This is a genomic window from Sphingopyxis sp. CCNWLW2, assembly GCF_037095755.1.
Lineage (GTDB): Bacteria > Pseudomonadota > Alphaproteobacteria > Sphingomonadales > Sphingomonadaceae > Sphingopyxis.
In genome coordinates this window covers 1776783-1795233 of sequence record NZ_JBAWKJ010000001.1, presented here as the reverse complement: position 1 = coordinate 1795233, position 18451 = coordinate 1776783, and the positions used below count along the sequence as shown (strand labels likewise).

Genomic DNA, 18451 nt, shown 5'->3' with positions numbered 1-18451 from the left:
GTGTTTCCCCGTCGATGCGGCACATTGCTTCGCATTCGAAGCAGCAGGGGACGCATGATGGATTTCCGTGAGCTTAACCGACTGAATCGCCGCGACATGCTGCGCGGCACCGCGATGCTGGGGGCCGGCGCAGCGTTCATGCAGCCGATCCCGCTCTGGGCGCAGTCGGGGACGATGACGGATATCCGCAAGGCCGCCGAGGCGGGCAAGGACGCGTCGATCAAGCGCATCCGCGACTGGATCGCCCTCCCCTCGATCGCCGCCGAGAATCGCAGCATGCCCGAAGGCGCGGCCTATATGGCCGAACTCGCGAAAGACGCGGGCTTCACCAATGTCGAGATCGTACCGACCGACGGCCACCCCGGCGTGTTCGGGACGATCGACGTCGGCGCCAAGCGCACGCTCGGTATCTATTTCATGTATGACGTCAAACAATTCGACCCGGCCGAATGGTCGTCGCCCCCGCTCGAGGGCAAGATGGTCGAGCGTCCCGGTTTCGGGCAGGCGATCATGGGCCGCGGCGCGGTGAACCAGAAGGGGCCCGAGGCGACCTTCCTCGCCGCGCTCCACGCGATCCGCGCCGCAGGGCGCAAGCTGCCTGTGAACATCGTGCTCGTGTGCGAGGGCGAGGAGGAAATCGGATCGCCGCACTTCCGCCAGATCGCGACCAAGCCCAACATCCTCGCCGCGCTCAAGAAATGCGAAGGCATCTTCATCCCCTTCGCCTCGCAGGGCAAGACCGGCAACGTCACGGTCAACCTGGGATCGAAGGGGATCATCGAGCTCGAACTCGTCGCAAGCGGTGAGAAATGGGGGCGCGGGCCGAAAGGCGACGTGCATTCGAGCCTGAAGGCGATGGTCGATTCGCCCGCATGGCGGCTGGTGCAGGCGCTCCAGACGCTCGTCACCCCCGATGGCAACAAGCCCGCGATCGAAGGCTGGTTCGAAAATGTCCGCCCGCTCACCGACCGTGAAAAGACGCTGATCCGCGAAGCCGCGAAGGCGGGCGACGAGGCGCAGCAGAAACAGGCGCTCGGCATCACCCACTGGATCGACAATCTCTCCTACGACGACGCGCTGATCCGCCTCGCGCAGGAACCGACGGTCAATATCGAGGGGCTCGTCGCGGGCTATACCGGCCCCGGCGGCAAGACCGTGCTGCCCGGCAAGGCGGTCGCGAAGCTCGACCTCCGTCTTGTCCCCAACCAGACGCGCGCCGAGGCCGAAAAGAAGCTGCGCGCGCATCTCGACAAACATGGCTTCACCGATGTCGAGGTCAATGTCTCAGGCGGTTACGATCCGACCGAGGTCGCCGAGGACAGCCGCCTCATCCGCTCGGAACTCGCGACCTACAAGAAGCTCGGGGTCGCGACGAGCCTCAACCCGCGGATGGCGGGCAGCTGGCCGGGATCGACCTTCACCGCGCCGCCGGTGTCGATCCCCGCGGCGCATTTCGGCATCGGTCATGGCTCGGGCGCGCACGCCCCCGACGAATATTTCCTCATCGATTCGACCAATCCGAAGGTCGCGGGGCTTGTCGATGCGACGATGGGCTTCGCCGAATTCCTCTATGTGCTGGCGGCGATCAAATAGGGAGGGGCCAATGAGCGACCTTAACGGCGTCGCGCACGTCATCCTGACCGCGGGGAATTTCGAGCGATCGACCGCCTTCTGGCGCGCGATGATCGGCTATCTCGATCTCAAGATCGTGCTCGACAGCGAATATATGCTCTATGGCGTCGGCGGCCGCACCGCGATCGGCATCCGCACCGGCAGCCCGGAAAATGCCGGCAAGCGCTTCGATCAAGGGGCACCCGGGCTGCACCACGCCTGTTTCCGCATGCGCGACCGCGCCGCAATCGATGCTGTCGGCGCCTTCCTGAAAGCCCGCGACGATATCCATATCGTCCATGCTCCGCAGGAAGAGCCCTGGGCGCCCGGCTATTATTCGATCCTTTTCGAGGATCCCGACGGCATCCGGATCGAGTTCAACCATGTACCCGGCGTCGGTCTACTTGCCGAGGGCGAGCAGATCGGCGGGGCGGGCGCGTTCGACTAGAAGCCGTACACCAACGTAAAGCGCGTCTGCGTGTCGACGCTTTCGATCCCTGGCGGCGGGCTTGTGTCGATCTGCGCCGAATAGGCGATGCGCGCCGACAGCGCGCCGGTCAGCTTGGCGCTGAGCGCGGTCTGCGAGCTGGTCGACCCATTGGCCTCGCCGATGATCGTCGATGCGACCTGCGTCAGCCGCAGCGTCGGCGATATCTGCCAGCCGAAATCGAGTCCCGCGAGCGCGGTCAGTTCGGTGTCCTCTTCGCCGTTCACGAAGTCGGTCTGGCGAAACGCCGGCCCGCCCTTCAGGCTCAGCGTCATCTTCTTGCTATCGACGACCTTGTAACCGAGCCCGCCCGACAGGTTCCAGCGCGTGTCGTACCCGAGGATCCGGTCATGTTCCCAGCGGCCGAGGCCAAAGGCAAAGGTGCGGTCGTTGATCCGATATTGCGGCTCCAGCTCGCCCATATAGCGTTCGACCGACGTCTTGCCGTTGGTGCGCTGGTAATCGGCCTGCGCGCGAAACTTGTGCGTCCAGTCGATCCCCTTGCGCGCGAGCGCGACGCCAGCGCTCAGCCCCAGGGATTCGGTGTTGCCGCTGCTCTGCGACGCGCCGATCTGCCCCTCGCCCTTCCAGTTCTGCCAGAATCTCGACGCGGCCAGTCTGGCGCGCTCGGCCGCCGCCGCTTCGTCCCGCAGGCGCTTTCGTTCGGCGCGATAGGCGAGGAGCCGTTCCTCGATCTCCACTGCGTTCTCGGGGTTGGTTTCCTTCGCGAGCTTTGCCACCGCCTCGACATCGGCATCCTTGGCGGTCGCCATCGCGGCCGCGAGCATATTGCCCACCGGGTCGGGCGGCGTCTCCGGCGGATGCTCGCTGCGATAATAAGCGAGAAGCGCGTCGATTTCGCCGATATTACGCGGGTTGGTCCGTCTGGCGACCTTGGCCACCGCTTCGACATCATCGTTGTCGCCGCTCGCGAAGGCGGCGTCGATCATCGCGCGCACCGAGCCGGGCAACGCCGGGTCGAGCTCCATCAGTGCCGTGGGAATAGGATTGGCGAGCACCGGGTCGACAAGCACGGGGTTCGGCTGCGGGGGATCGACCGGTTCCTGCGCCGCGTGCGCCGGCACGGCTAGAGCGAGCGGCAGGCAAAGCGCGGCCAGGCGGGGGAGAGTTGTCACCGAAGACGTCCTTCTCTGGGGGCAGGAGCCGGGTTCGTTCGATCGTTCGCGCGGGGCCGGTGCGCGAGCGATGCGCCCCTATAAACCGAAAGTTGCTGGCATTTCCACCCCGCGTCCCCCATTTGCAAACCTATGGTTATCGCGCTCATCGCCATTTTCTGCGCCGGGGTCGGCAATTTCGCGATGCACCGCGCCTTCATGGAAAGCGACGATCCGCTGATCCAGCAGATGGTCAAACCGCTCGCGGACAAGGTCGGGCCGAACATCACCTATGTCTTTGAATTCCTGCTGCTCGTCGGCGCGATGGCGATCGCGACGCGGAACTGGTTCACCGCGCTGATGCTCTATGGCCTTTATACGATCTTCAACGCGATGGCGTTCAGCTGGATCATGCAAAGACCGCGATAGGCCGTGGCTACCAGGCGGGGCCGGCGATCGGCAGGCCCTGCAACTTGAGCTGGTCGAGCACGCCGTCCTTTTCGGCCAATATGCGCAGCGGAACCACCGCCAGCGTCACGCCGGGCTGCGCCGTCGCGTCGCGGATCGCGCCAACCCAGGTCTGGCGCAGCGCTGGGCCGAAGCTGTCGTTCGTCCATGGCCAGCAGCGCCCGAGCGCCTCCTCGAGCGGGCTCGCCATCACCGCGGGGACGTCGAATTCGGTCCACGCGCGGCCGCGATCGGTCACCACATCGCCGCTCGCCTCGGTCGCCGCCATCGCGGCTTCGAGGCATGCGATATGCGTTTCGGGCGCCGCGGCGAACAGATTGTCTAGCATATCCTCGCCGCGCACCTCGCCGACGGGCTGGGTCGGAATTTTCGACTGGCGCGCCGCCTTGCGCACGACGTCGGACGCGTCGTCGGCGCTGTCCTTGTTGAAGGCGAGCCGCTTCGACAGCAGGTCGAACGCCGTCATCAGGAAATTCGCGCGCGCATAATCCTGATCGAACCGCGTTTCGAGCGCGTGGAGCCGCTGCATCTGGCGCGCGTCGAGATAGTCGGCGGCGACGCGCGCCTTCGGCAATTTAGTGAGTCCGCCGCCCTTGAAGATCAGCCGCAAGATGTCGCCCGGCGACACCTTCGCCTTGGTGCCGAGGATGACGCGCTGCGCCCGGTCGGTCGCGCCTTCGAGCCGCTCGGGACGCCACGGCGTCGCTTTCGGAACCGCCGCGATCTCGCCGACGAGGATGACGACCCCGGTCCGTGTCTGGATCGTCCACATCGGCGCGCCCGACCGGCGCGCCGTGACGACGATTTCGTCATTCGCCTGATCGGTAGCCAGCGGCTCGGCCGCCCACGCGGCGGGCGATGCCACCGTCGCGGTAGCCAACAGGATCGCCATCAGACCGCGCATCAGGCTACGCCGTGATACCACCACACGCCGTCGCGGTCCTCGCGCTGCACGCGCCCTTCGACCTCGAGCCGCTTCAGATGCGCAAGCGCTTCGCCCGTCGCGAGTCCCTGATTATGCTCGCCGATCGGGCGATTGAACAGCAGCGGAAAACTGTCGACCGCGCGCATCGGCGCCTTCGCCGCAGCTTCTGCGAGGTTGTAGAGCCGCATGCGATGCTCGTCGCGCAGCGCCATGAGGCGGACGTGCAGCCCCTTGAACGGCTCGCCATGCGCGGGGCAGGTGACGACATCGGCGGGCACCGTCGCGAGCAGCTTGTCGATCGACGCCAGCCATTCGCCCAAGGGATCGGCGTCGGGTTCGGTGATGTTGACCGAGACGTTCGAGCTGATCCGCGGCAGCACCTGGTCGCCCGAGACGAGCACGCCCTCACGCTCGTTCCACAGGCACGCATGTTCGGGGCTGTGCCCCGACCCGGTGACGACGCGCCACCGGTGCGCGCCCATGTCGAGCGTCTCGCCATCCGCGATCCGCACATAGGAACGCGGCAGCGTAAAGATCATGCGCTGGAACATGTTCCAGCCGCGCGAGCGCTGTGCCTCGATCGCCGCTTCGTCCCAGCCCGCGGCACGCGACTGCGTCAGCACCTCGTCGGGGGCGGTGTCGGACGAATCGGCGACGATCGCGCGCGCGGTGAGCATCTCGCCGCGCGTCATCCACAGTTTGACGTCCTGCTTCTTCGCGATCCAGCCGGCGAGGCCGATATGGTCGGGGTGGAGGTGCGTGCCGATGACGCGCGTGATGCGCTTGTCCTTCAGCGCGCCGACATAGAGCGCCTTCCACGCATCGGAGCACATCGTCAGGCAGATGCCGGTATCGACGACGGCAACGCCATCGCCATCGTCGAGCAGCCAGCTATTGATATGGCCAAGCGACCCCGGCATCGGGATGCGCGCCCAGCTGATCCCGTTCGCGATGCGGATCGTCTCGCCCGGTCCGGGAGCGGCTTCGCCCCACGGATAGGTGAGGCCCGCATGGCTCGTCGCGGTAAAGCTGTCGTCCTGGGTCAGCGAAGCATCCGGCGAACCGCTGGCCGCCGGGATATTGTCCTCGTCGCCGCCCGACATGCGGTCAGGCTTCGCCGTCGGCTTCGGCTTCCTCGGCGGCGCGCGCTTCGTTCGCGGCGGTGCGTTCGGCGCGCAGCTCTTCGAGCAACGCTTCGCGGTCGCCTTCGAAGCGGCTGTCCTCGGGCGCCTTGATGCCCGCCTTCTTCGCCGCCTTGGCGACGAGCGCATCAAGCTCGCGCTGCGAGCAGAGGCCGAGCGTCACCGGATCCTTGGGCACGATGTTCGCGCTGTTCCAGTGGCTGCGGTCGCGGATCGCGCCGATCGTGTTGCGCGTGGTGCCGATCAGCTTGCCGATCGCGCCGTCCGACACTTCGGGATGGTTCTTGAGGATCCAGGCGATGCCGTCGGGCTTGTCCTGGCGCTTGCTGACCGGGGTGTAGCGCGGGCCGCGGGTGCGGCGGATCGTGTCCTGCGCCTGCTTGCTCATCTTGAGCTTGTAGTTCGGGTCCTTCTGACCCTTTTCGATTTCTTCCATCGACAGTTCGTGTGCGCGGACGGGGTCGCGGCCGGTATATTTGGTCGCGGCGGTCTCGTCGGCGATCGCCTGCACTTCGAGGATGTGGATGCCGCAATATTCGGCGATCTGGACAAAGGTGAGGCCGGTGTTGTCGACCAGCCAGGCGGCGGTCGCGTGCGGCATCAGCGGGGTGGCATCGGCGTTGGCCATGACGGAAACTCTCCAAGCGGAAATAATAAGGGCCGCCCCTCGCGGGGCGGCCGTTCGGTGGCTGATGTAGACCTGTTTTAGGCTGCGGGCAAGAGGTGGTCGCCGGCGGCGAAGCCCGCGACAGATTCGACGAGCCACGCGCAAACCGCCCGCACGTCGGCACAGGCCATGTTCGCGGGGGTCGCAAGCATATGGTAGCTCTCGCCTTCGATGACCGGGCCGAAGGGATGGACCAGCAGCCCCGCATCGATCTCGGGCCGGGCGAGGATCAGGCTGCCGATCGCCACGCCATGCCCCGCGACCGCCGCCTGCAAGGCGTGATCGTCCGAACTGAAACGCGGCCCTTCATCGACGGCCAGCCCCTCCATCCCGGCAATCCGCGCCCACCGCCGCCAGTCCGACGCGTTGGCGGGCTGGCACCAGTCGACGTGCAGCAAGGTGGCGCGCGCGAGATCCTCTGGCCCGGTGAGACCGAGCTTCGGGCTGCAAAGCAATCCGAAGCGTTCCGAAAAAAGCGGTCGGCTGACCAGCCCGTCAAAGGGCCCGCGACCATAACGAACCGCGACATCGGCCAGTCCCGCAGCCAGATCGACCGCCTCGTTCGAGGAATGCAGCCGCAGGTCGAAATCGGGAAAGCGTTCGCGAAACGAGCCGAGCGCGGGCAGCAGCCTGCGTGCCGTAAACTGGATCGTCGCGGTCAATGTCACCGCCGCACGCCGGGACTCCGGAGCGAGATCGGCGAGCGTCCGGTCGAATGCATCGAATCCGTCGCGCAACGTCGGATATAGTCGCTCGCCCGCTTCGGTCAGCGCGACCTGCCGCACGCGGCGCGTGAACAACGCGAGCCCCAGCACATCCTCCAGCAGACGAATCTGGTGGCTGATCGCCGTCGGCGTCACTCCCAGCTCGCCCGCGGCCTTTCGAAAACTGAGATGGCGCGCCGCGGCCTCGAAGGCGCGCAACGTCGCGAGCGGCGGCAGTTTCCGATTCCGTGTCATAGATGAGTAAAATCGATCCATCAGCTGAGATATTCGCGTTCGACTACCAAAATTATAGGGGAATATATGCGTCCAGTCACCTCGTTAAATGAACTGGACTCTTCTATGAACTCCCCTGCAACATCGCCCTTGCGTATACTCCACATCGATTCCAGCGCCCGGCCCGGCCTTTCGGGTCAGGACCGGCACGGTTCGCACAGCCGGCGGTTGAGCGAACGCCTCGTGCGCCGTTGGTCGATCGCACGGCCGCAGGATGAGATCGTCTATCGCGACGTCGGCCTCGCTCCGCCGTCGCATGTCGACGCCGAATGGATCGCCGCCGCTTTCTCCCCGCCCGGCCGGCGCAGCGACGAACAGCGCGCGCGGCTGGCCGAAAGCGACCATCTGGTCGCCGAACTGATCGCTGCGGACCTCGTCGTCGTCGGGGCGCCCATGTATAATTTCGGCATGCCGGCACCGCTGAAGGCGTGGCTCGACAAGATCGTTCGTGTCGGCGTCACGTTCGGCTTCGACCGCGGGCGGGCGGGCGAGCCCTATTGGCCGATGCTGCCCCCCGGCAAGCGGCTGGTCATCCTCGGCGCGCGCGGCGATTATGGTTATGATCCGGGCGGTCGCCAGGCCGACGTCAATTTCGTCGAGGCCGGCCTGAAAGCGCCGCTCGCCTATATCGGGCTTCGCGACACCGATTCGATCGCGGTCGAATTTGACGAGTTCGCCGACGAACGCCTCGCCCAATCGATCGCCGCCGCGGAAAGCCGCGTCGATGCGCTGGTCGACCGGCTGGTTGCCGATCTGGAAGAGTGCGTGGCGGCCTGACCCCTATCCCATCCTGATATAGCCGGGCTCGGCCTCGACCCGCGCCAGCCAGCGTTGCACCGCCGGATAATCGGACAGTGCGAAGCACCCGCCCTCCTCGGCGACATGCGTATAGGCATAGAGCGCGATGTCGGCGAGCGAGAGGTCCTGCCCGGCGAACCAGTCGTGCGCCGCCAGATGGTCGTTCATCAGCTGCAGCGCCGCGGCGCCTGCCGCCTGCTTCGCCGGCACCTGCGCGCGCTGGAGTTCGGTGAAATTCGCCTCGCCGATCCACTTCATCCAGAACCGCAAGGTCGCGACATTGGGTTCGTGATTATATTGTTCGAAGAACATCCAGTGCAGCATGTCGGCGCGTTCGAACCGGTCATAGGGGATGAGGTGCGTCCCGTCGGCGAGCCAGAAGCAGGCGGCATTGCTTTCGGGCAAGAATTTGTCGCCGACCTGCAGCACCGGGATGCGGCCATTGGCGTTGACGTTCGCGAGGAAGTCGGGCGTGCGCGTCTCGCCCTTCATAATGTCATATTCGCGTCGTTCGATCGGACAGTCGAGCAGCGCCGCGGTCAGGCGGATTTTGTAGCAATTGCCGCTCGCGGCATATTCGTGAAGGATCGGCCTGTCGCCCATTGCAGCCCCCATCGTAATGAAACGCCGCCGTCTCCCGACACCGCGGCGACGCCTCTATGCGGCGTGCGCGCGGTGCCCGCAAGCGGCGGTTACGGACCGCAGCGCCACAGCCCTGCGAAGACGCGCTGCGCGCCGTCGGCGCGGTCGGCGGTCAGCGTCGCGGGACGCGGCGGCGATTCGCCGCCGCCGGGCGCCGGTCCGACCAGCGCGACGCGGAGCTGCACGCCCTTGCTGAAGAATTTGGTGCCCTTTGCCATCGCATCGAAGCCGCCGTTCGCCGACACGGCCTCGATCGTATCGCCGACCTTCACGATGCCGCGCGACGGGTCCGCCGAGGCGACGTCGCCCTGCGCATGAAGGATCGGTTGCGCGGCTTCGTCGGCGGCGAAGCTGCACGCGAGTTCGCCCTTGAGCTTGGCGCCGCTGACGTCGGCTTCGGTGAGCGCCGCCAGTTCGATCGGCGATCCGTCGCCGCCGCGCGTCGGGATGTCGACGGGCTTGATCGCGGGCACGGCGGGTTCGGCCGCCCTGCCCTCGGGCACGACGTCACCGTCATAGGATGCGGTCGGGGTTTTTTCGGTTTCGGCGGGCCCGGAACAGGCCGCAAGGGCAAAGGAGAGAGCGGTGGCGGGAAGCAACAAACTACGCATCTTCATTAGGAGAGATCATCCTCTTTTGATTGGCCCCCGCTCGCTCAACCGCCGATCCTTATCGAATGTTCCCTCGGTTCATCCCACGCGGAGCACGATCTTCCCCACATGCTCGCCCGCCTGCATCCGCGCGTGCGCGGCAGCGGCTTCGGCGAGCGGGAACGCCTGGTCCATCGCGGGCTTCCAACCACCTTCGGCGAGCCGCTGCCAGAGCGTGCCATGGATTTCGTCCGCCAGCGCCGCTTTGAAATCGGCGCTGCGGGCGCGAAGCGTCGAGCCGGTCAGCGTCAGCCGGCGGCGCATCACATCGGCGATGTCGAATTCGACCTTCGCGCCGCGCTGGAACGCGATGGTGACATGGCGCCCATCCTCGGCGAGACAAGCGAGATTGCGCGGCAGATAGTCGCCGCCGACCATGTCGAGCACGACATTGACGCCCTTGCCGCCGGTGAAGGCCTTCACCGCCTCGACATAATCCTCGGACGAATAATCGATCGCCAAATCGGCTCCGAGCGTGGTCGCGGCGGCGCATTTATCGGCGCTGCCGCACGTCACGATGATCTTGATGTCGAACAATTTGCAGAGGCCGATCGCGGTCGTTCCGATGCCGCTGGTGCCGCCGTGGACGAGCACGGTCTCGCCGTCGCGCACATAGCCGCGCTCAAACAGATTGTGCCAGACGGTGAAGACGGTCTCGGGCAGCGCCGCGGCCTCTTCCATCGAAAAGCCCTTCGGCACCGGCAGGCAGCTTCCGGCGGGCGCGATGCAATATTCGGCATAGCCGCCGCCCGCGACGAGCGCGCACACCGCCTGCCCCAGAAGCTCGGAATCGCCTCCCAGGCCAACCGCGACGATCGTCCCCGCGATTTCGAGCCCCGGCAGGTCCGACGCGCCCGGCGGCGGCGGATAAAAGCCCATGCGCTGGAGCACGTCGGGGCGGTTCACCCCCGCCGCGGCAACGCGGATCAGCACCTCGCCCGCTCCGGGCTGGGGCACCGGGCGCGTTGTCGGTTGTAGCACCTCGGGCCCGCCCGGCGCACTGATGGCGATGGCGGTCATCTCTACTGGCACGCTGGTCACGCTGCTAATTCCCCCACTGGTCCTTCGTCCCCTACCCCCTGCCTCGCCTTATTGACAGAGCCGCGACACGGGTCAACAGTCGCGCGCCTTTTAACCTTAGGGACCAGGAGGATGCGCCATGGACGATGACGACCTTCCCCGCCGCCGCGACGATGTGCTGACGGCACTGATCAAGCAGCCGCTCGATCCGCTGTCGGTCGACGAGCTGGGCGAACGCATCGAAATCCTCGAAGCCGAGATCGAGCGCATCAAGGCGCACCGCAGCGCCGCGACGAGCCAGAAGGCGGCCGCCGAGGCGTTGTTCAAAAAGGGGTGAGGATAACCGCCGGCGCCCGCTTCGAAGCACCGGCGGTTACAATATTACGCGACCTCGGCGAAGCGCAGCAGGTCGATCATCCGGAAATCGTCGCCCTTCTTCGACGCGTCGACCGTCGGCAGAAAGGGCTGCCATTCGGGATCCTGCGAGAGATAGGATCCCTTGTCGCCCTGCAGCAGCCCGAGGAACACTTCGGTGACGATGCGCGCGCCGACCGGCCCCAGCCGCTCGCCATTCTGCGTCGCCTGCGCCTCGCGCAATATATAGAACCACAGCGGCGTCCGGTCGTCGAAACCGTGCGGCTTGAGATCGGCGAGGTCGCCCTTCGACAGTTCGGGCAGCTTCATCGCTCGCGCTACGCGCTGTCCTGACGGCAGTGAGAAGGTCAGGTGGCGGAGCAGGTTGCGCTGCGCGAGCGAGGCCGGGTTCGATTTCGGATCGGGGTTCGACACGACCGAACCCGGCAGGCGGAACAGCGAGGTCGACAGCGTCGTATCGATCTTCTTGTTCGGCTTCACATTGCCGTCGCTGAAATCGAAGAAGGTCGGCCAGTCGATGAAGCGTCGCGGCGCGCGGCAACCGCCCGACAGATCGTCGGGATCGTTCGGATCCGACGGCGTCGGGGTAAAGATCATCGCGAAGAAGGGATTGCCGCCGTTGCCGGTGAAGTTCGCGCGGTACGACGGCCGCACCTGGCTGTGCCCGAAGCGGTAAGCCGCGACCGAGAATTCGACCGGGATATAGGGCTCGTTGTGCCAGTTGTAATATTTGCGGCCGTTGGTCAGCACATCGTCGACCACCGCGTCGCCGCACGTCTTGCGCAGGAATTCGTGGACGATGATCCACTGATAATGCCAGCGCACGATCCGCTGCGCCTCGGCGAAAATCTCGTCCGAACCGGTCAGCTTGATCTTGGTCTTCACATAGTCGACGACCTCGTTGTGAAACTTCAGGAAAGCGACCTGAAGCTGGCCGATGATCAGATTTTCATCATCGCGCGGGTCGGCGATCAGCGCGACCTTCTGGCTGTTGCGCGGCACGTCGAACTTGTTCGCCGTGCCCGTGGGTTCGATCAGGAACTTACCGCCCTTGCCGCCCTGCGTGTCATAGAGATGCGGACTGCCACCCGGCCCCGCGCCATAGACATTGTCGAGGCCGAAGCTGGGGGTACGGAAATTGGCGATCTGTTCGGGATCGACCTGCCGCTCGAGGCTGGAGGTCGGATCGAACGTCATGTCATGATCGAGGAACTGGCCGAGGAAGGTGAAGCCCGCGGTCAACGTCGGATTGTCGCTGTTCTTTGCCGACAGTGCCGGGTTGGTGATCAGCTCGGCGGGGGTCTTGGTCAGATTGTCTTTGGCATCCATGATGCCCCCGACCTTGCCGATCTCGATCAGCGCGGCGCGGACATCGGGGGTGTCTGCGGCAAAGGGCGGCAATTCGCCGAACATGCGGCCAAAACGGCCGGCGTCGGAATATTTGGAGCGCGGCGGAACGATGTCGCGCGGATATACGCCGTGACGAGGCATGGCAGTCTCTCCTATGGTTTTTGGGATTGTCGGGACGATCCACCCACCAAGAGAGCTGGCATCCGCTGTTTTAGGCGCGAACCTGCGGCAAGGATTGCCCCCATCCGCGCGCGGTCCCAAGATTTTAGGTGGCTAATTCAGGATTAACTTGCCGGGCCGCGGCGAAATCGCGACGGGATGAAGCGCAGACCTTCTATTCGGCTTCGGTGCTGAGCCCAAGCTCGGGAATGCCGATCGAGCGGCGCCCGCCAAAATCGGCGCGCACGACGATCACGCCCTGTTTTTCCATATATTCGACCAGCCGGCGGATACGCCCCGGCGACCGGCTGCCATAGGCGCGGCCGAGGATGTCGTCGTCGGGGCAGGGCTCGCCGTCCATCGCGGCGCGCGCGATCTGCAGGAAGGGGGCGAACATGTCATGCGGCAGCCGGTCGGCGACCGACAGCGCCTCGCGCCAGCGCGGCTCCGATGGATCGAACACGCCGCCCTTGGCGAGCGCGAAGCGGCGGCGGAAGGCGGCGAGGTCGAGCGGCACCTTCTTCAGCTTCTGCATCCGGCAGCGCACCGAAAAATCCTGATAGAGATAGGCTTCGGGCTGGAAGGCGCTGTCGGGGTCGGACAGCATTTCCTCGAGCATCGCGATCACCACCGCGTCACTATGCCCCGCTTCCTCGGCCGCCTCGACGATGTCGAACACGGGCGGGGCGTCGTGATCCTCGTGGAGCCCCTCGCTCGCCGCGATGCGTTCGAGCAATTCGCTCGCCGCAACGGGTTCGGGTTCGGGCGCAAAGACGCGCGGCGCGACCGGCGCTTCCATCTCGGTGAAGAGCATCGAGCGCATATCCTCGCCGCCCGCGACAGGCAGCGGCATCAGGCTGTGCGTTCCCATGCGCGTCGCGGTCTTCGTCGACCCGATACGCACCGACAGCGGACGCCGCGATATCGCGGGGCCGAGCCCGAGGAAATGCCCGCGTTCGAGGTCGCGGATCGCTTCGGCCTGCCGCCGCTCCATGCCGAGCAGGTCGGCGGCGCGCGCCATGTCGATGTCGAGGAAGGTGCGCCCCATCAGGAAATTGCTCGCCTCGGCGGCGACATTCTTCGCGAGCTTGGCGAGCCGCTGCGTCGCGATCGCGCCGGCAAGCCCGCGCTTGCGCCCGCGGCACATCAGGTTCGTCATCGCGGACAGGCTCGCGCGGCGGACATTATCGGCGACGTCGCCCGCGACACTCGGCGCGAACATCTGCGCCTCGTCGACCACCACCAGCGCGGGAAACCAATGCTCGCGCGGCGCATCGAACAGCGCGTTCAGGAACGCGGCGGCGCACGTCATCTGCGCCTCGATGTCGAGCGATTCGAGGCTGAGGATGATCGACGCGCGATGCTCGCGGATGCGCGCGCCCATCGCGGCGATCTCGCGCTCGTTATAATCGCCGCCGTTGATCACGACATGGCTGTACGCATCGGCGAGCGTGACGAAATCACCCTCGGGATCGATCACGATCTGCTGCACCAGCTCGGCGCTTTCCTCGAGAATGCGGCGAAGAAGGTGCGACTTGCCCGATCCCGAATTGCCCTGGACGAGCAGCCGCGTCGCCAGCAGCTCCTGGACGTTGATGTGCACGCCCTGCCCGGTGCTGTCGGTTCCGATCTCGATGCTGGTCTTCACGGACGCCGCCCTATCGGGGCGCTTGGGCAAAGACAACCGGGCGGGCATTCTGATCGCCCGATTTTGCCGCGCGACCTTGCCAAGCGGCGTGAAGCAGCCAAAAGGGCGGCATGGATTTCGACGACCAGCTCCGCCGCTATTTCGGCACCGCCGACCTCGCGGCGATCCACCCCGAGGCGCACGCCGCGGGCACCGAACGCATGCGCGTCGACTTCGGGCTGGAGACGAACCCCGGCCGCCGCTTCGCTCTGTGGGCGCTGATGTACATGCTCGGCGTCGCGCCCGACCTCGATGTCGCGTTCAAGGACGAGGGCGAGCGGAATACGGCGCGCGACTTTATGGATATGGTGGATCGGGCGGGGGAAAGTGACGGGGGCTAAGCGACCGATAGCTGTGTTCCCCGGCGAAGGCCGGGGCCCAGAGCGTTAAAGAGCAGGCGTTAGTTTAGTGCGCTCTGGACCCCGGCCTTCGCCGGGGAAGAAGCATGACAGCCAATGTCGGCTAGCGGACGTTGGGAGGCCCATCCGGTAGGGTCTCCAAATAGTCTGCAATAGCATTCGCTGTTGCAGTAGCTGCGTCCGCATCGACATGCGATAAGCCCATATGGGCGCCTGCGATTTGACAAAGATATTGGCTCGCGTCTTCTCGCGACTCCCCTACACAAAGCATCGTCGAGACCTTAAGCAGTATAGTTATCGTACTCATCGGCACAGCTTTCCGGCCAAGCATCTCCCGGCGACCCCAATCCAATGGGATCCCAAAGTGACCAACCTATGTCGCGGAGGCGCGAAAGCTTTATCTTGGGGTAAAAGGCCATGCAGAAACCTAGCTAGCAATAAGTCGGCTTTCCACCCCAAAGCATCCCCCCCCGGTCGTCATCCCGGACTTGATCCGGGATCCATCGCTGCCCTCGCCTTCTGGACCCCGGATCAAGTCCGGGGTGACGAGGTGGATTGAAGCGACCTGCGCCAAATTCTCAACGCCCCGTTAACCACACTGCAACCCCCGTCATCGTAATTTCACAAAGCCGACCGCTTTTCCCTTGCGGTGGGGCGGCGGCATCGCCACGTTGCATTTCTAAGGGGGCCGCTCTCCCCGGCCTGGTCCCCGCAAGGAGATGAAGACCATGCCGTCCTTTTCGGAAAGCCTCGAAAAGACACTACATAATGCGCTGAAGGCCGCTTCGGAGCGCCACCACGAATATGCGACGCTCGAGCATCTGCTCTATGCGCTGATCGACGACGATCATGCCGCCGAAGTGATGCGCGCGTGCGGCGTCGCGCTCGACGACCTGCAATCGGCGGTCGTCCATTATCTCGATACCGAACTCGACAGCCTGAAGGTCGAGGGGCACAGCGATCCTTCCCCCACCAGCGGTTTCCAACGCGTCGTCCAGCGCGCGATCCTGCATGTCCAGTCGTCGGGCAAGGATGAGGTGACGGGTGCCAATGTCCTCGTCGCGCTCTTCTCCGAACGCGAAAGCTACGCGGTTTATTTCCTCCAGCAGCAGGATCTGACGCGGCTCGATGCTGTGTCCTACCTCAGCCACGGCGTCGGCAAGGGCGGCAAGCCCTCGCCGCAGGCCGAGCCCGAGGAAAAGGAAGAGACGAAGGAAAAGGCCGAGGGCAAGAACAAGAAGGAAACCGCGCTCGACCAGTTCACCGTCAACCTCAACGAGAAGGCAAAGGTCGGCAAGGTCGATCCGCTGATCGGCCGCAATGCCGAGGTCGACCGCACGATCCAGATCCTCTGCCGCCGGTCGAAGAACAACCCGCTCTATGTCGGCGATCCCGGCGTCGGCAAGACCGCGATCGCGGAAGGCCTCGCGCGCAAGATTATCGAGGGCGACGTGCCCGAGGTGCTGCTGCCCGCGGTCATCTATTCGCTCGACATGGGCGCGCTGCTCGCCGGCACGCGTTATCGCGGCGATTTCGAGGAGCGGCTGAAACAGGTCGTGACCGAGCTTGAAGGCCTGCCGCACGCGATCCTGTTCATCGACGAAATCCACACCGTCATCGGTGCCGGCGCGACGAGCGGCGGCGCGATGGATGCGTCGAACCTCCTGAAACCCGCATTGTCGGGCGGCGTGATCCGCTGCATCGGCTCGACGACGTATAAGGAGTTCCGCAACCATTTCGAAAAGGACCGCGCGCTTCTCCGCCGGTTCCAGAAGATCGACGTGGTCGAACCGACGCTGGAGGACACCAAGAAGATCCTCGCGGGTCTGCGCAGCGCGTTCGAGGCGCATCACCAGGTGCGTTACACGCAGGACGCGATCAACGCCGCGGTCGACCTGTCGGCGCGTTACATCAACGACCGCAAATTGCCCGACAAGGCGATCGACGTGATCGACGAGGTCGGCGCGATGCAGATGCTCGTCGCCCCGTCGAAGCGCAAGAAGACGATCACCGCCAAGGAGATCGAGGCCGTGATCGCGACAATGGCGCGCATCCCGCCCAAATCGGTGTCGAGCGATGACAAGGCGACGCTCGCGAGCCTCGAAACCGACCTCAAGCGCGTCGTGTTCGGTCAGAACACCGCGATCGAGGTGCTGTCGTCGGCGATCAAGCTGAGCCGCGCGGGCCTGCGCGATCCCGAGAAGCCGATCGGCAACTATCTCTTCTCGGGTCCCACCGGCGTCGGCAAGACCGAGGTCGCCAAACAGCTCGCGTCGATCATGGGCATCCCGCTCCAGCGTTTCGACATGTCCGAATATATGGAACGCCATTCGGTCAGCCGCCTGATCGGTGCGCCCCCGGGGTATGTCGGTTACGATCAGGGCGGTCTGCTTACCGATGCGATCGACCAGAACCCGCATTGCGTGTTGCTGCTCGACGAGATCGAAAAGGCGCATCCCGACCTGTTCAACATATTGTTGCAGGTCATGGACCATGGCCGCCTGACCGATCATCACGGCAAGACGGTCGATTTCCGCAACGTCATCCTGATTATGACGACCAATGCGGGCGCGAGCGACATGGCGCGCGAGGGCATCGGCTTCGGCCAGTTCACCCGCGAGGATGTGCAGGAGGAAGCGGTGAAGAATCTCTTCACCCCCGAATTCCGCAACCGCCTCGATGCGATCGTGCCGTTCGGCTATCTGCCGCCCGAGGTGGTCGCGCGCGTCGTCGACAAGTTCATCCTCGAACTCGAACTGCAGCTCGCCGACCGCAACGTCCATATCCAGCTCGACGATGCGGCGCGCGAATGGCTGACCGGCAAGGGTTATGACAAGCTCTATGGCGCACGTCCGATGGGCCGCCTGATCCAGGAAAAGATCAAGCAGCCGCTCGCCGAGGAACTGCTGTTCGGCAAGCTCGTCCATGGCGGCGAGGTCAAGGTGAAGATGAAGACCGGCGACGACGCGCATGTCGGCAACCCGCTGGCCTTCGAAATCACCCCCGCCCCGCCCAAGGGCGGCAAGGGCAAGCCGAAAGCCGACAAGGCGAAGAAGGCCGCAGAATAAAGGTGACGGGGCGGCCGACGGCCGCCCCTCGCTTTTTCGGCCTCCAGCGACTATATCGCTCTTATGTACGACTATGTCTCCGTAACCGCCGCCGACGCTGCGGCCCCCGCCCGCGTTCGCGACGGCACGATCAAGCTGCACGACGAGGCGGGTTTTGCCGGCATGCGCAAGGCGGGGCGGCTGTCGGCCGAAATCCTCGACGCGCTCGTTCCCTTCGTCCAGCCGGGTGTCACCACGGCCGCAATCGACGACCTTGTCCGCACGATGATGCTCGACGGCGGCGGCATTCCAGCGACGCTCGGCTATCGCGGTTTCACGCATAGCTGTTGCACCAGCATCAACCATGTCGTCTGCCACGGCATCCCCGACGACAAGCCGGTGCGCGAGGGCGACATCGTCAATATCGACGTTACCAGCATCGTCGACGGCTGGCACGGCGACACCAGCCGCATGTATCTGGTCGGCGATGTGCCGATCAAGGCGAAGCGCCTCGTCGAGATCACCTATGAATGCCTGATGCTCGGCATCGAGCAAGCGAAGCCCGGCAACCGCATGGGCGACGTCGCGCACGCGATCCAGACCCACGCCGAGAAACATCGCTATTCGGTCGTCCGCGATTTCTGCGGCCACGGCCTCGGCCAGATGTTCCACGACGCGCCCGAGGTCGTCCACGCCGGACGCCCCGGCACCGGACCCGAACTTCGCCCCGGCATGTTCTTCACGATCGAGCCGATGATCAACACCGGCAAATATGCGGTGAAGATGCTCGCCGACGGCTGGACCGCGGTGACGCGCGACCGCAGCCTCTCGGCGCAGTTCGAACACAGCATCGGAATCACCGAGACAGGCTGCGAGATTTTCACAGCCAGCCCCAAGGGTCTGAACGCCCCGCCTTGGGCATAAGCGAGACGTGACGCCTTGACTGTTCCC

The 18451-nt window shown here is 65.1% G+C and carries 18 protein-coding genes; 8 read left to right on the top strand and 10 right to left on the bottom strand.

From position 1 onward, the window contains the following. Nucleotides 1-57 precede the first annotated feature (57 nt). The gene (locus V8J55_RS08455; protein WP_336445181.1) at nucleotides 58-1593 is read left to right on the top strand and encodes a M20/M25/M40 family metallo-hydrolase; all 1536 of its coding nucleotides are present in this window, start codon (nucleotides 58-60) and stop codon (nucleotides 1591-1593) included. A 10-nt stretch (nucleotides 1594-1603) separates the two neighbouring features. Next, the gene (locus V8J55_RS08450) at nucleotides 1604-2059 is read left to right on the top strand and encodes a VOC family protein (RefSeq protein ID WP_336445180.1); all 456 of its coding nucleotides are present in this window, start codon (nucleotides 1604-1606) and stop codon (nucleotides 2057-2059) included. Here V8J55_RS08450 and V8J55_RS08445 read toward each other — a convergent pair. After that, the gene (locus tag V8J55_RS08445; protein ID WP_336445179.1) at nucleotides 2056-3234 is read right to left on the bottom strand and encodes a DUF481 domain-containing protein; all 1179 of its coding nucleotides are present in this window, start codon (nucleotides 3232-3234) and stop codon (nucleotides 2056-2058) included. The genes V8J55_RS08450 and V8J55_RS08445 overlap by 4 nt on opposite strands. Before the next feature lie 132 nt (nucleotides 3235-3366). Between V8J55_RS08445 and V8J55_RS08440 the strand changes: the two genes are divergently transcribed. Next, nucleotides 3367-3642 carry a hypothetical protein gene (locus V8J55_RS08440; protein ID WP_037518141.1) on the top strand — a complete coding sequence of 92 codons (276 nt, stop codon included), beginning with the start codon at nucleotides 3367-3369 and terminating at the stop codon, nucleotides 3640-3642. 7 nt (nucleotides 3643-3649) lie between these two features. Here V8J55_RS08440 and V8J55_RS08435 read toward each other — a convergent pair whose 3' ends face one another. The 4 genes from V8J55_RS08435 to V8J55_RS08420 form a co-directional block, all read right to left on the bottom strand. Next, entirely contained in the window at nucleotides 3650-4585 is a 936-nt protein-coding gene (locus tag V8J55_RS08435) for a TraB/GumN family protein (protein ID WP_336445178.1), read from the bottom strand. After that, nucleotides 4585-5709, bottom strand: a complete 1125-nt coding sequence (locus tag V8J55_RS08430; RefSeq protein ID WP_336445177.1) for an MBL fold metallo-hydrolase — start codon at nucleotides 5707-5709, stop codon at nucleotides 4585-4587. Before V8J55_RS08430 ends, V8J55_RS08435 begins: the two co-directional genes overlap by 1 nt. Nucleotides 5710-5713: 4 nt before the next feature. Then, on the bottom strand, nucleotides 5714-6349 hold the full coding sequence (locus V8J55_RS08425) for a DUF1013 domain-containing protein (protein ID WP_058539946.1): 636 nt from the start codon (nucleotides 6347-6349) through the stop codon (nucleotides 5714-5716). A gap of 104 nt (nucleotides 6350-6453) precedes the next feature. Then, complete coding sequence (locus V8J55_RS08420; protein ID WP_336445176.1) at nucleotides 6454-7374, bottom strand: LysR substrate-binding domain-containing protein; 921 nt, start codon at nucleotides 7372-7374, stop codon at nucleotides 6454-6456. A 129-nt stretch (nucleotides 7375-7503) separates the two neighbouring features. Between V8J55_RS08420 and V8J55_RS08415 the strand changes: the two genes are divergently transcribed. Continuing rightward, a complete protein-coding gene (locus tag V8J55_RS08415) occupies nucleotides 7504-8190 on the top strand; it encodes an FMN-dependent NADH-azoreductase (protein WP_336445175.1) in 687 nt (228 codons plus the stop codon). 3 nt (nucleotides 8191-8193) lie between these two features. Here the strand turns inward: V8J55_RS08415 and V8J55_RS08410 are convergent, their stop codons facing one another. The 3 genes from V8J55_RS08410 to V8J55_RS08400 all read right to left on the bottom strand — a co-directional run bounded on the left by V8J55_RS08410 (nucleotide 8194) and on the right by V8J55_RS08400 (nucleotide 10544). Beyond that, nucleotides 8194-8814 carry a glutathione S-transferase family protein gene (locus tag V8J55_RS08410; RefSeq protein ID WP_336445174.1) on the bottom strand — a complete coding sequence of 207 codons (621 nt, stop codon included), beginning with the start codon at nucleotides 8812-8814 and terminating at the stop codon, nucleotides 8194-8196. 89 nt (nucleotides 8815-8903) lie between these two features. Then, nucleotides 8904-9470 carry a hypothetical protein gene (locus V8J55_RS08405; protein WP_336445173.1) on the bottom strand — a complete coding sequence of 189 codons (567 nt, stop codon included), beginning with the start codon at nucleotides 9468-9470 and terminating at the stop codon, nucleotides 8904-8906. A 72-nt stretch (nucleotides 9471-9542) separates the two neighbouring features. Then, nucleotides 9543-10544: an NAD(P)H-quinone oxidoreductase gene (locus V8J55_RS08400; RefSeq protein ID WP_336445172.1), complete on the bottom strand. Its 1002-nt coding sequence runs from the start codon at nucleotides 10542-10544 to the stop codon at nucleotides 9543-9545. A gap of 118 nt (nucleotides 10545-10662) precedes the next feature. Between V8J55_RS08400 and V8J55_RS08395 the strand changes: the two genes are divergently transcribed. After that, on the top strand, nucleotides 10663-10860 hold the full coding sequence (locus V8J55_RS08395) for a DUF1192 domain-containing protein (protein WP_336445171.1): 198 nt from the start codon (nucleotides 10663-10665) through the stop codon (nucleotides 10858-10860). Between the two features lie 44 nt (nucleotides 10861-10904). On the opposite strand, the gene V8J55_RS08390 is transcribed toward V8J55_RS08395, so the two are convergent. Next, a complete protein-coding gene (locus V8J55_RS08390; RefSeq protein WP_336445170.1) occupies nucleotides 10905-12389 on the bottom strand; it encodes a peroxidase family protein in 1485 nt (494 codons plus the stop codon). A 193-nt stretch (nucleotides 12390-12582) separates the two neighbouring features. Further along, the gene (locus V8J55_RS08385; RefSeq protein WP_336445169.1) at nucleotides 12583-14055 is read right to left on the bottom strand and encodes an ATP-binding protein; all 1473 of its coding nucleotides are present in this window, start codon (nucleotides 14053-14055) and stop codon (nucleotides 12583-12585) included. A gap of 110 nt (nucleotides 14056-14165) precedes the next feature. Between V8J55_RS08385 and V8J55_RS08380 the strand changes: the two genes are divergently transcribed. The 3 genes from V8J55_RS08380 to map all read left to right on the top strand — a co-directional run bounded on the left by V8J55_RS08380 (nucleotide 14166) and on the right by map (nucleotide 18424). After that, on the top strand, nucleotides 14166-14435 hold the full coding sequence (locus V8J55_RS08380; protein ID WP_336445168.1) for a hypothetical protein: 270 nt from the start codon (nucleotides 14166-14168) through the stop codon (nucleotides 14433-14435). Nucleotides 14436-15181: 746 nt separating this feature from the next. Further along, entirely contained in the window at nucleotides 15182-17521 is a 2340-nt protein-coding gene (clpA, locus tag V8J55_RS08375) for an ATP-dependent Clp protease ATP-binding subunit ClpA (RefSeq protein ID WP_336445167.1), read from the top strand. Between the two features lie 63 nt (nucleotides 17522-17584). Continuing rightward, nucleotides 17585-18424, top strand: coding sequence for a type I methionyl aminopeptidase (gene map / locus V8J55_RS08370; protein WP_336445166.1), 840 nt, complete (start codon nucleotides 17585-17587; stop codon nucleotides 18422-18424). The last annotated feature ends 27 nt before the right edge of the window (nucleotides 18425-18451 follow it).